Origin of the sequence: Kitasatospora sp. NPDC057512 (assembly GCF_042802135.1) — a bacterium.
Classification (GTDB): domain Bacteria; phylum Actinomycetota; class Actinomycetes; order Streptomycetales; family Streptomycetaceae; genus Kitasatospora.
In genome coordinates this window covers 1-12,710 of record NZ_JBHVET010000171.1, presented here as the reverse complement: position 1 = coordinate 12,710, position 12,710 = coordinate 1, and the positions used below count along the sequence as shown (strand labels likewise).

Sequence of the window (12,710 nt, the reverse complement as noted above, 5' to 3'; positions counted from 1 at the left end):
GCCGTGCCCTGCGCGGCGGTGGCCGGCTGGTTCCTGCCCGACCCCGTGGACGGCAGCGCCACCGCGGCGGCGCTGGGGGCGATGGTCGGTGCCGGGGCCGCGCTCTGGGCGGCGCCCTCGGTGGTCGCCGCCGCCGTGCTGCTGTTCGGCGTGGCCGGTGCGGCCGTGGTGGGGCTGCTGGAGGGGGTGCACGCGGACCTCGCCCAGGGCGCGGCCGCGGTGGCCGTGGTCGGCTACGGGATGCTGCTGATCGCGCCCTGGCTGGCCGGTCAGCTGGCCGCGCTGTGGCCCACGGAGCGCGCGTCGGAGGACGGCGCGGTCCGCGTGATGGTGCACCGGGCGCGGACCCTGCTGCTCTGCTGGACCGCCACGGTCTCCCTGCTGCTGGCCGTCGCGCTGGCCGTGCTGGGCTCGGCGCACGGCGGCTACCCGCCGGCGCTGGCGGGCTGCCTGGCGGTCGCCGCGCTGCTGCGGGCGGGAACCTTCCGGCTGCTGGCCGAGGCGGCCCCCGTGGTGGTGGCCGGCGCGGTCGGCCTGGCCACCACCCTGCTGTTCGCGCCCGAGGCGATGGCGGCTCCCGGCTGGGTCGGCCCGGTGGCGCTCTGCGTGGCCGGGGTGCTGATGGCGGGCACCGGTGTGGCGCTGTCCTTCCGCCGTACGGCGGCCCGCGAGGCCGCGCGGCCGCCGGCGCTGAACGTGCTGGGCACGCTCTGCGGGGTGGCCGCGGTGCCGCTGGCGCTCGGGGTGTTCGGCGTGTTCCAGAACCTCGCCGCGTTCGGACACCACCTGTGAGCCGGACGGCCCGCCACCGCCGGCCCGTCGGTGGGCCGACGCGGCGGGACGGCCTAGCGTCCGCTGAGCTGGTGGACCCTCGGCTGCTCCGGGACGCCGAACCGGAGGGGGGCCGCCACCGCGGCGGGAGCCGTCGGGCCGGGGGCCGTCGGACCGGGGGAGGCCGCCGGGTCGGGGCCGGTCTCGTCGACGTAGCCCAGTTCGATCGCCTTGCGGGTCAGCTCCGCCTTGTTGCCGGCGTTGAGCTTGGCCCGGATCCGCTTCACGTAGGTGTTGACGGTGGCTTCGCTGAGCGCCATCAGCCGGGCGATCTGGCCGTGGGTGTAGCCCTGGGCGATCAGCCGCAGCGTCTCCACCTCGCGCCGGGCCAGGCCCTGGCTCTCGCCGGGGCTGCGCCGGCTGAGCTCGGAGTGGAGGTGGCCGCCCAGGCCGGCCGCGAGGTAGAAGCTGCCGCGGGCGACCGCCTCGACGGCGGACAGGAACTCGGTGTCGTCGGCGTGCTTGGTGACGAAGCCGTAGGCGCCGGCCTTGAGCGCGGTCAGCAGGTCCCTGGGCTCGCCCGACGGCGAGAGGACCAGGACCGCGCTGGTGGCGCTCAGGGCGCCGATCACGTGCAGGACGGAGGTGCCGGAGTAGGGAGTGGGGTCCAGCACCACCACGTCGGGGCGGAGCCCGCTCTCGGCCAGGTCGTGCACCGTGTCCACCGAGGCGATCACTTCCAGCCGGGGGCTGCGGGCCAGGACCTGCTCGATCCCCATGCGTGTCATGCGGTGGTCCTCGACGATGCCTATGGTCGGCATAACCGGCCTTCCCTCTCTCCGTCTCCCGTGCGGTCGCGCCAGCTGAGCCGCGCCGGGAGGTCTGCGTCACGTGCCGTCACTCCGTTCTACGCAGCCGGGGCCTGAGATGTTCGGATCGGTTGCGAGGCGGCGACGGCGCCCGCTCGCGCCCGCTCCGTCGAACCATCAGTGTGCGGAGCGGCACGGGCTGTTCGTCCGGGTGCCCGCACCGGAACATGTCGTATTCGGTCGGGGGGCCGCGCGCCCGCCCGCGCCCGTGGAGGTTGATCATGGCTGAGGCCGAGCAGGACGGTACGGACCGGCGGAACATGGTGGCGGCCTTCGTCAAGGAGGTCCGGGGCGGGGACGGCGGCCCTTCGAAGGTGGTGCCGCGCGCCTGGGCGGTGGGCCTCACCGTGCTCGTCGTCGGTGCGGGCGCGGTCGGCGTCGGCATGCTGGCCAAGGGAGGCAGCCACGGGACCGCGAAGGCGGCCGCCGAGCACCCGGCGGCCACCCCCTCGCCGAGCGCCTCGACCGGCTCCGGCCAGCCGGCGCCCGGCACCCCGGGCAACGCGGCCCCGCCGTTGGCGAACACCGACACGGGCTCCGGCGGCTCGGGCGGGGCGGCCGGCGGCAACCCGCAGGGCCGGCCGGCCCCCGCGCCCGGCGACAGCGCGCCCGGCGACAACGCGCCCGCGCCCTCGGGCAACAACGCGCCCGCCCCGACCGGCGGCGCGCCGCTCGCGCCCCAGAACAACCAGGCGGCCCCGGCTCCGGCGCCTCCCGCCCCGGCGGCCCCGGCCCCGGCGGTCCCGGCACCCAACCTGGCGGCGGCCAAGTCCGCGGCCTACACGGCGGTGGCCGGCTACGGCTGCCCGTCCAACAGCCTGCAGGGCTTCTCCGAGGCCGGCCGGTACTCCAACGGCAGCGCCGGCTGGGTCAGCGTGGGCAGTGCCGGCTGGGCGCAGGACGGCTGCAAGGGCCAGTTCGACGCGATGCCGATGTCGGGCGACGCGAAGGAGGACGACCGGAGCAACTACGCCCTGTGGACCTTCTCCCCGGGCGCGGCGGGCCTGCGCACGGCCACCTGCCAGGTCCAGGTGTACACGCCCAAGGACGGCGACATCACGCACGTCGGCGGGGAGCCGGCGCACTTCGAGGCCTACGGGTCGGCCAGCCTCTCCTCCGCGATGCTGAACGCCTTCGACGTCGACCAGCGGGGCCACCTCGGCGAGTGGAAGGACGTCGGCACCTTCCGGACCACGACCGGGGTGCTGATGATCAAGCTGGACAGCCGGGGCCTCGACTGGCACGGGAAGACGAAGACCAACGCCCACCTGGCGGTCGCCCAGATGCGGGCGACCTGCAATTGAGCCCTGTGGTCTTCGTGGTACCAGGCCCCGAAGGGGTGCGCGCATGAGCAAGACGTGGGTCAAGGTCGCCCAGCGGGGCTGGGGCGTCCAGCGCAGCATCGGCGCGGCGGTGCGCACGGCCGCCGACGGCGGGGTCGTCTCGGTGATGCCGGGCGAGTACGCGGAGAGCGTGCTGCTGGAGCGCGGGGTCAGCCTGGAGGCGGCCGAGGGGCCGGGGACGGTCACGATCGCCCCGGCGCGCGGGCCCGCGCTCACCGTGGCCGGCGGCAGCCCCACCGTGCGGGGGCTGCTGCTGCGCGGCGCCGACCCGCGGGAGCCGGCCGTGCTGATCGGCGGCGGCGCACCCGTACTGGAGCACTGCGAGGTGGTCGGCGGCCGGGTCGAGGTGGCCGGGCGGGCCGCCCCGGTGCTGCGCGACTGCGCCGTCCGCGGGGCGGTCGGCGTCGGCCTGCGCCTGGGCGGGGACAGCCGGGCCGTGGTCGAGGGCTGCGCGGTGGCCGACACCGAGGGCGTCGGGCTGCTGGTCGCCGAGGGCGCCGTCCCCGAGGTGCGGAGCACCAGGATCGGCCCGAGCAGCGCGCAGGGCCTGTACGTCGGCGGCACCGGCGGCGGCTCGTTCGAGGGCTGCGAGGTGACCGGCAGCGGTGGCGCGGCCGTACGGGTGGCCGACGCGGCGGCCCCGGTGCTGCGCGCCTGCCGCCTGCACGGCAACCACGCGGCGGGCCTGCACGTCTCGGCCGACACCCCCGAGCCGCTCGCGGCCGGGTCGGCCGGGCCGGCCGAGGGCGGCACCGTGCTGACCGACTGCGAGATCACGGGCGCCGCCACCGTGGGCGTCCTCGCCGACGAGGACGCCCGGGTGCTGCTGCGGGACTGCCGGATCTCGCGGACCGGCGGGGCCGGCATCGTGGCCGTGGACCGCAGCGGCCTGCGCCTGTACGACACCGTCACCACCGACACCGGCGACACCGGGCTGGCCCTGGGCCAGAGCGCCTCGGCGCGGGTCGAGGGCGGCGGCTTCCTGCGCGCCACCGGCAACGGCGTGTACGTGGCGGGCGAGGCCGAACTGGCGCTGAGCGGCAGCGAGGTGGCGGACGCGGGCTTCAGCTGCCTGCACCTGGGCGAGCGCGGCTCCGCCGACCTGGCCGACTGCCGGCTGCACGGCACGCCGGAGCACGGCATCAGGGTCACCGGCAACTCCCTGCTGAGCGCCGAGGGCACCACCGTCGAGCAGGCCCGGATGGCCGGGGTCTCGGTGGAGGAGCGGGCCGACGCGGTGCTGCGCGGCTGCACCGTACGGGCCACCGGCGTCGGCGTTCGCCTGGACACCCGCCACCGCCCGCTGCTGGAGGACTGCGAGATCGCCGCCACGGCGGGCGCGGGCGTGGAGGTCGGCGAGCGCACCGGCGTGCTGCTGAACCGCACCAGGATCCACGACACCGGCGGCTCCGGCCTGCTCGCCGCCGAGCGGAGCACCCCCGTGCTGGACGGCTGCGAGATCACCGGCACGGCGGGCAGCGGCATCGTGGTGCGGGCGGGCGCCGACCCGCGGGTGCGGGCCGGCACGATCGCGCGCACCGCCAAGAACGGCCTGTACCTGGACGAGGGCGCGCACGGCCTGCTGGAGGACTGCGCGCTGTCCGAGACCGGCTACCCGGCCCTGTACGTCGGCGCGGGCGCCGATCCGGTGCTGCGCCGCTGCCTCGTCCACGACACCGCCGAGGACGTCGCGCTGGCCGAGCGGGCCGCCGCCGTGTTCGAGGACTGCCGGACGGAGCGGGTCGAGGAGGCCACCCTGCCCGCCGTCGGCGAGCCGGTCGCCCCGGGCACCCCGGCCGGGATCGCCCGGCCCTGGTCGCTGCCGGGCGCGCCGACCGGGTCCGGCGGGACGGGCGAGGCGGGCGAGCCGGACGGGACGGTGGAGCGGGAGAGTGCCGAGGTCGAACTGGCGGCCCTGCTCGCCGAGTTGCACCGGCTGGTCGGCCTGGAGCGGGTCAAGCGCGACGTCGAGACCATGGTCAAGCTGATGCAGCTGGTCCGGCGCCGCAAGGAGCTGGGCCTGCCGCCGCCGCCCACCAGCCGCCACGTGGTCTTCGCGGGCAACCCGGGCACCGGCAAGACCACCGTGGCCCGGCTGTACGGGCGGATCCTGCACGCGCTGGGCATGCTCTCCAGCGGCCACCTGGTCGAGGCGGACCGCGGCGACCTGGTCGGCGAGTACGTCGGGCACACCGCGCCCAAGACCACGGCGGTGTTCCGCCGGGCGCTGGGCGGGGTGCTCTTCATCGACGAGGCCTACGCGCTGGTGCCGCACGGCCAGGGCGGCGACTTCGGCCAGGAGGCCATCTCGACGCTGGTCAAGCTGATGGAGGACCACCGCGACGAGGTCGTGGTGATCGTCGCCGGCTACCCCGGGGACATGCAGCGCTTCATCGACGCCAACCCGGGCCTGGCCTCCCGGTTCACCCGCACGCTGACCTTCGACGACTACCTCGGCCCGGAGCTGGTCGACATCGTCGTCCACCAGGCCGAGCAGCACCGCTACGACCTGCCGGAGCCGACCCTGGCCGCGCTGGCCGGGTACTTCACGGAGCTGCCGCGCGACGAGGGCTTCGGCAACGGCCGCACCGCCCGTCAGGTCTTCCAGTGGATCACGGAGCGGCACGCCCAGCGGATCGCCGACCTCGACGCCCCGACGGCCGAGGACCTGACCACCGTCCTGCCGGAGGACCTGCCGGAGCTGAGCACGGCGGTCTGAGGAACGGTGCCCCGGGGCGTCCGGCCCCGGGGCGCGGTGCCGACGACCGGTCAGGCCTTCGGCCTCGGGGCGACCTCCGGGAGGATGGACCCGTGGTCGGCGGACGCGTAGGCCTGCCCCGCCAGGTCCAGCCGGGCCAGGTAGACGCCGTAGATCTCGACGGCGTCGGCCACCTGGCGCAGCGCCGTCTGGAGTTCCGGGTTGATGATCGGCGCGAACTTCTGGGCGGCCTTCTGGACGCCCTTGTCCGGGATGGGCCCCGTCCGCGGGATCGGGCCCATCCCGCCGGCCATTCCCGAGTTGTCGTACCAGGTCCCGACGGGGGCGAACTGCTGGCCCCAGAAGGTGCCGCTGGCGACCACGGCGTCCACCTTGGCCTTGAGGGCGTTGTAGGCGTCCACCACCCCGGAGGTGGTGGACGCCCCGCTGACGATGACGGAGTAGACGGTCGACAGGTCCACCGAGAAGGACGCGTGGCCGGCCGGGGGAGGGGCGGCCGGGCCCGGGCCGGTCCCGACCGGGGGAGGCGCGGGCTTCGTGAAGCCCTCGTTGAAGCCCGGGACGTAGCCGTTCTCCCAGAGCATCTTCAGGGTCGGGTCGGCCGCGCCCCCGCCCGGCTTGGGGTCGGAGCCGCCGCCGTCCTCGGGCGACGGGACGTAGATCGGGGAGTTGATCGGGGCGACCACGCGGACCTCCGGAGCAGGGAGCGGGCAGTGAACACGGCCATCCTCGCCCACCGGCCGCCCGGGTGGGAGGTCCCCGTTCGGGGACGCCGGGGGGACAGAAAGCGGGTCTGTCCGGCCCGTCCGGCCGCTGCCTAGACTCCGCAGGGCCGACGTGCGTACGTGGACCAGCCGTACGCGGATCGGGCCGGGCCGGACCGGTGCGGACCGGCCGAACGACGAGCCCCCGGGGAGCGCCTGCCGTGGCCTACACCTTGCAGGATTTCAGGGTCGACCTGCAGCAACTGCTCGACGCGTCCGGCACGCTGGGCAGCGAGAGCGAGAACATCAAGGGGGAGATCGCCGCGATCGCGACGGCCCTGGCACCCCTGGAGACCGGCTGGATCGGCCCGGCCGGCACCTCCTTCGCCGCCATCACCAAGGTCTACAAGGACGACATGGTCGACCTGCAGAACCTGCTCGAAGAGATGACCAGGCGGATGCGGTCGGCCTACCGGATGTACCACGACATGGAACTGGCCAACTTCAACAACGTGCGCGCCTGATGAGCGTCGACCCCAACCCCGGCACCCCCGCCCCGGTCACGCCCGACTACGACACGGTCAAGCTCACCATCCCGCTCCACGAGATGGCGGCCGCCAAGACCACCGTCGAGGCCTCCCTGAACAGCATCCTGGACAGCCTGGTCACGATCGAGGAGACCCTCGCCGAACTCAAGCTGGGCTGGGCGGGAAAGACCGCGGACCAGGCCAAAGAGATCTTCGACCAGTGGAACGCCTGCATGCGGGAACTGGTCGGGACCAAGACCAAGGACAAGCCCGACGGCGCGGAAGGGGTCTTCGAGCGGCTGATGATCGCCGTGGGCAGCGCGGCCGCCAACTACGACCACGCCGAGGACTTCATCGTCACCAAGCTCTTCGGGCCGCTCACCACCGCCATCGGCGCCCCCCCGACCGGCACCGGCGACCCGAGCGCCTACAACCCGGCGCCGCAGAACCCCGTCAACGACAAGAGCAACACCGTGGTCGCCGAGATCTTCTGACCCCGCCCGACCCCCGCCCCGGCCCCGGCGCGCCCCCGCGCCAGGGCCCGCCGCACCACCGCCGCAGTCGAGCACCGAGAGGCACAACCAGGTGAGCAGGATCCCCTTCCACCGGCCCACCCGCGCCCTGCCGCCGGCCCTGCCCGACCAGCGCGTGGTGCTGCCCGCCCCACCGCAGACCCCGCAGGGCGCCAACTCCTCGGCCAGCACCTGGCTCTCCCTGCTGCTGCCGCTGATGAGCAGCATCAGCATGGCCGCCTACATGGTGATGTACCGCAACCCGCTGCTGATCGCGCTGGGCGTGGGCTTCGTGCTGATCTCGATCGCCGCCACCCTCGCCGTCCGCCACCAGATGCGCAGCGCGACCCGGCAGACCAAGAACCGCCAGCGCGAGCGCTACCTGCGCTACCTGACCGAGGTCAAGCAGACGGCCCGTCAGGTGGCCGACAGCCAGCGGCTGGCGGCCGGCTGGCTGCACCCCTCGCCGGAGCGGCTCTGGGCGCTCGCGGAGCGCCGCCGCCGGGTCTGGGAACGGCGCGCCACCGACAAAGACTTCCTACTGGTGCGCCTGGGCCAGGGGCAGGGACCGCTGGCCACCCCGATCCAGCTCGGCACCCGCAACGACCCGCTCGCGGAGTACGACGAGCAGACCCACGCCGCCGCGCAGCGGGTGGTCGACCAGGCCGGTACGGTCGGCCGCCAGCCCGCCCTCGTCGACCTGGTCAAGACCGGCGTGCTCAGCCTGCTCGGCCCCGCCGACCGGACCCGGGCGCTGGCCCGCTCGCTGCTCTGCCAGCTCGCGGTGCTGCACGCCCCCGACGACGTCACCGTCGTGGTCTGCACCGGCGGCGATCCCGACTGGGAGTGGGCCAAGTGGCTCCCGCACACCCACGAGGCGGGCGCTCCGAGCCCGGCCGGCGTGGTCCCGCTGGTCGCCGCCGAGTTCGAGGCGCTCGCCGACGCCGTGGAGGCTGCGATCGCCCGCGCCCAGGCCGAGCGGACCACCCGCCGGCCCGTCCTGGCGGGCGCCCCCGCCCCGGTGATGCGACGGCTCGTCGTCCTGCTCGACCCCTACGACCCGGCCGCCGCCTGGGCCCGCGGCCCGGTGGCCACCTCCCTGCTGGAGTCGGCCGGGCCCGACCTGGGCATCACCGTGGTCTGCCTGGTCGGCGCCGAGCGCGACGAGCCCACCCGCACCGAGGTGCGCGCCCGGGTCGGCGAGGACGGCTCGCTCGTCCTGGAGGGCCGCAACACCGAGCTGTACAGCCGGGTCGAGGGGGCCGTCGCGGACGCCCCCGCCGCGGAGCTCTGCGAGCTCACCGCGCGGGCCCTGGCCCCGCTGAGCCTGTCCGAGGAGCCCGAGCAGCTGCTGGCCCGCACCATCACCCTGCCCGAGATGCTCGGCACCCCCGACGTGGCCGCCTTCGACCCGTCCGTCAGCTGGATCCCGGCCGGCGACGAGCGACTGCTGCGCCTGCCGGTCGGCCTGTCCGGCGAGGGCGACCCGGTGCTGCTCGACCTCAAGGAGTCCGCCCAGGGCGGCATGGGCCCGCACGGCCTGATCGTCGGGGCCACCGGCTCCGGCAAGAGCGAACTGCTGCGCACCATGGTCACCGGGCTGGCGATGACCCACTCCCCGGAACTGCTCAGCCTGGTCCTGGTCGACTTCAAGGGCGGCGCCACCTTCGCCGGCGTCACCGGACTGCCGCACGTGGCCGGCCTGATCACCAACCTCGCCGACGACCTCTCCCTGGTGGACCGGGTCCGCGCCGCCCTGCAGGGCGAACAGCAGCGCCGGCAGCGGCTGCTGCGCGCGGCCGGGAACGTCGACTCGCTGCGCGAGTACCAGCTGCGCCAGGCGGCCGGGCAGTGCGACGTGGACGGCAAGCCGCTGGAGCCGCTGCCCTACCTGCTGATCGTGGTCGACGAGTTCGGCGAACTGCTCTCCCAGCGCTCCGACTTCATCGACCTGTTCGTCCAGATCGGCCGGGTCGGCCGAAGCCTGGGCATGCACCTGCTGCTGGCCACCCAGCGGCTGGAGGAGGGCCGGCTGCGCGGCCTGGAGTCGCACCTGTCGTACCGCGTCTGCCTGCGCACCTTCAGCGCCGCCGAGAGCCGCGCGGTGATCGGCACCCCCGACGCCTACCAGCTGCCCCCGATCCCCGGCTCCGCCTACCTCAAGGTGGACGAGTCGGTCTACCAGCGCTTCCGGGTCGCCCACATCTCCGGCCCGTACCAGGAGCCCGGCGCGGGCGAGGACGGCGCCGCGACCGGCCTCCCGGTCGTGCCCTTCGACCTGCGCACCGCGCCGCAGGAGGAGCCCGAGGAGCCCGCCGAGTCCCAGCCGCCGGCCCTGCCCTCCGGGCCCACCGAGATGGAGGTGGCGGTCGACCGGGTCTGCCGGTTCGGGCAGTCCGTGCACCAGGTCTGGCTCGCCCCGCTGCCCGCCGCGATCCCGCTGGACAGCGTGATCGGCCCGGTCTCCGAGCAGCCGGGGCGCGGCCACCAGGCCGGCCTGTGGCCCGGCACCGGCCGGCTCGCCTTCCCCGTCGGCGTGCTCGACCTGCCGCTCCAGCAGCAGCAGCTGCCGCTCCAGTTCGACTTCGAACGCGTCCACGGCAACCTCGCCCTGGTGGGCGCGCCGCAGACCGGCAAGAGCACCCTGCTGCGCACCACGGTGCTGTCCGCGATGCTCACCCACACCCCCGACGAGGTGCAGTTCTACGGACTGGACTACGGCGGCGGCAGCCTCGGCCCGCTGGAGGCGGCCCCGCACGTGGGCGCCGTGGCCGGGCGCCGCGACGAGCAGCGGGCCCGCCGGGTGCTGGCCGAGCTCGGCCTCCTGGTCGCCGCCCGCGAGCAGCTCTTCGGGGAGCTGGGCATCGACTCGGTGGCGGCCTTCCGGGCCCTGCGCAAGGCCGACGGGCTGCCGGCCGGGACCCGTACGGCCGACGTCTTCCTGCTGCTGGACAACTGGGGCGCGATCCGCACCGAACTGGAGGGCGCCGAGGCCTCGGTGCTCGACATCGCCTCCCGCGGCCTGGGCGTGGGCGTGCACGTGATCCTCGCCGCCAACCGCTGGGCCGACATCCGGCCGAACCTGCGCGACAGCTTCTCCGGGCGCCTGGAGCTGCGGCTGAACGAGCCCACCGAGTCGGAGGTCAGCCGCCAGGCGAGCCGGCAGGTCCCCAACATCCAGGGCCGCGGCATCGTGTCGCCCGGCGTGCTGTACCAGGCCGTGCTGCCCCGGCTGGACGGCCGCGAGGGCACCGCCGGCTTGGCCGAGGCCCAGGAGGACGCGATCGCCAAGATCGCCGCCTCCTGGCCGGGCGCCGGCGCCCCGCCGGTGCTGATGCTGCCCGACCGGGTGCTCATCGAGGACCTCGACCCCGCGCGGACGGCCGCGTTCGCGGCGGACGAGGTGCCGATCGGCGTCGGCGAACGCGACCTGGCGCCGGTCGGCCTGGCGATGGGGCCGGGCGACCCGCACTTCCTGGTGTTCGGCGACGCCGGCAGCGGCAAGTCCGCCTTCCTGCGCACCTGGATGGCCGCCACGGCCGCCCGGAGCACCGCCTGGGAGTCCCGGTTCATGGTGATCGACTACCGGCGCAGCCTGCTGGACGCGGTGCCCGAGGACTACATCGGCGCCTACGCGGGCGACGCGGTCGCCGCCGAGGCCTACGTCGAGCAACTCGTCACCAAGCTGGCCGAGCGGATGCCGCCGCCCGGCATCACGGCCGCCCAGCTCCGCGCCCGGGACTGGTGGGACGGTCCCGAGCTGTACGTGGTGGTGGACGACTACGACCTCGTCGCGGTCGGCCACCAGTCCCCGCTGGCCAGGCTCGCCGACTACGTCACCCAGGCCCGTGAGATCGGCCTGCACGTGGTGCTGGCCCGCCGGGTGGCCGGTGTCGGACGCCCGATGATGTCCGACCCGCTGCTCTCCCGGCTCAAGGACCTCGGCACCGGCGGCCTGATCCTCTCCGGCGACCCGCGCGAGGGCGTCCTGCTGGGCGACCAGCGCGCGGCCCAGCGCCCCCCGGGCCGCGGCGTCCTGGTCCGGCGCTCCGGCCCGGCCAGGCTGCTCCAGGTCGCGCTCCGCGAGGAGGAGCCGGCCTGAGAGCCGCGCTCCTCCCGCCGGGCCGGGGGGCGGCCCCGCCCCCCCCCCCCTGGTCGGTGTAGTGGGTGTGGTGTTGTCGGGGCCGGGCGCCCTGGGGTGGGTGTTTCGTGAAGTCCCGTTGGTGCCGGGGTTGTTGCTGTTGTTCGGGGGGGGGGGGGGCTTTGAGCGGGGGGTGGAGTTCCGTTTGTGGTGGTGTGGGGCCGGTTCTTGTGCTGTCGTGCTTCGGCTGGCCGTCCTGGACGTTTCTGCCGGCTTTATCGGTCTGACCGCACTGGTGGCTTCTGCCGGTCCCGGCATGTTGGCCATTCCGGTTGCTTCTGCCGGTCGCGTCGTTGGCGGTGCACGGGTTTCATCGGTTCGGGCTGTGCTGGTCTTCCGGTTCTGCCGGCCGGCGCTCTGTTGATCTGATGGTCCTGGCGTTGCCGGCCGTTCCTGCCGGCCCGTGCCGACTGTTCCGGTCGGTCCCGTGACTGCGGGCCTTGCCGGTCGGTCTTGTCGTCGGTGCTGGTCCCGGGGTGCTGGTCTTGCGGGTGTCACGGGCTGTTTTCTGCCGGTCCCGTCGGCGGGGCGGAGCGGTCTTCTCGGTCTTGCCGTGCCGGCTGTGCCGGGTGTGCCGGGTGTTCCTGCCGGCTGCTGCTGCCGGGCCCGTCGTTGCGAGCGCATCGGTTTCGGTGGTTCCGGTCGTGCTGGTTTTCCGGTTCTGCCGGGCTGGTGTCCTGTTGGTCTGGTCGCCCTGGTCCTGCGGGCGCCACCGGTTGTTCCTGCCGGTTTCTTCGGCGGGGCGGAGCGGTCTTCTCGGTCTTGCCGTGTCGGCTGTGCCGGGTGTTCCTTCCGGTTCTTCCGGTGCTGCCGCGCGGGTGCCGTTGCGGTCTCGCGGCGTTGGCTTCGTCGGTCCTGGCGGTGCTGGCTTTGCCGGTGTCTGCCGGTGCCGTGGAGCCCGTGCCGTGTGCCGTGTGCCGTGTGTTGTTGTGGGGTGGGTGGCCGGTCCGTGGTGTGGTCCGGCCTGTCCCTTGTCCCCTTGTCCTCTTGCCTGTTGTCCCTTGCCCGTTGTTCTTGTCCCCGGTCCCTTCGTCCCTGTCCCGTGACCCTGTCCCGTGTCCGTGTCTGCGTGTCCTCGTGGCTGTTCGGGTGGGTGGCCGTGGGTGCGGGGGTGTTCGGGCGGG

7 protein-coding genes and 1 pseudogene are annotated in these 12,710 nt (G+C 74.7%); 6 read left to right on the top strand and 2 right to left on the bottom strand.

Features of this window, described 5'->3' with window-relative positions; translation table 11 throughout:
• Positions 1–792, top strand: a pseudogene (locus tag ACFU6K_RS14275) (hypothetical protein); the annotation flags it as partial.
• A 53-nt stretch (positions 793–845) separates the two neighbouring features.
• Here ACFU6K_RS14275 and ACFU6K_RS14270 read toward each other — a convergent pair.
• Positions 846–1,592: a LuxR C-terminal-related transcriptional regulator gene (locus tag ACFU6K_RS14270; protein WP_380663040.1), complete on the bottom strand. Its 747-nt coding sequence runs from the start codon at positions 1,590–1,592 to the stop codon at positions 846–848.
• Between the two features lie 269 nt (positions 1,593–1,861).
• On the opposite strand from ACFU6K_RS14270, the gene ACFU6K_RS14265 reads away from it, so the two are divergent.
• Entirely contained in the window at positions 1,862–2,944 is a 1,083-nt protein-coding gene (locus ACFU6K_RS14265; RefSeq protein WP_380663038.1) for a hypothetical protein, read from the top strand.
• 43 nt (positions 2,945–2,987) lie between these two features.
• The gene (locus ACFU6K_RS14260; protein WP_380663037.1) at positions 2,988–5,702 is read left to right on the top strand and encodes a right-handed parallel beta-helix repeat-containing protein; all 2,715 of its coding nucleotides are present in this window, start codon (positions 2,988–2,990) and stop codon (positions 5,700–5,702) included.
• Positions 5,703–5,752: 50 nt separating this feature from the next.
• Here the strand turns inward: ACFU6K_RS14260 and ACFU6K_RS14255 are convergent, their stop codons facing one another.
• Positions 5,753–6,388 carry a hypothetical protein gene (locus tag ACFU6K_RS14255; RefSeq protein ID WP_380663035.1) on the bottom strand — a complete coding sequence of 212 codons (636 nt, stop codon included), beginning with the start codon at positions 6,386–6,388 and terminating at the stop codon, positions 5,753–5,755.
• A 239-nt stretch (positions 6,389–6,627) separates the two neighbouring features.
• Between ACFU6K_RS14255 and ACFU6K_RS14250 the strand changes: the two genes are divergently transcribed.
• The 3 genes from ACFU6K_RS14250 to eccCa all read left to right on the top strand — a co-directional run bounded on the left by ACFU6K_RS14250 (position 6,628) and on the right by eccCa (position 11,547).
• Positions 6,628–6,930, top strand: a complete 303-nt coding sequence (locus ACFU6K_RS14250; protein WP_380663034.1) for a WXG100 family type VII secretion target — start codon at positions 6,628–6,630, stop codon at positions 6,928–6,930.
• Positions 6,930–7,427 (top strand): WXG100 family type VII secretion target, encoded by a 498-nt coding sequence (locus ACFU6K_RS14245; protein ID WP_380663032.1) that lies wholly within the window; start codon positions 6,930–6,932, stop codon positions 7,425–7,427. The genes ACFU6K_RS14250 and ACFU6K_RS14245 overlap by 1 nt, the downstream gene beginning before the upstream one ends.
• Positions 7,428–7,518: 91 nt before the next feature.
• Positions 7,519–11,547, top strand: a complete 4,029-nt coding sequence (eccCa, locus tag ACFU6K_RS14240; RefSeq protein ID WP_380663031.1) for a type VII secretion protein EccCa — start codon at positions 7,519–7,521, stop codon at positions 11,545–11,547.
• Positions 11,548–12,710 lie beyond the last annotated feature (1,163 nt).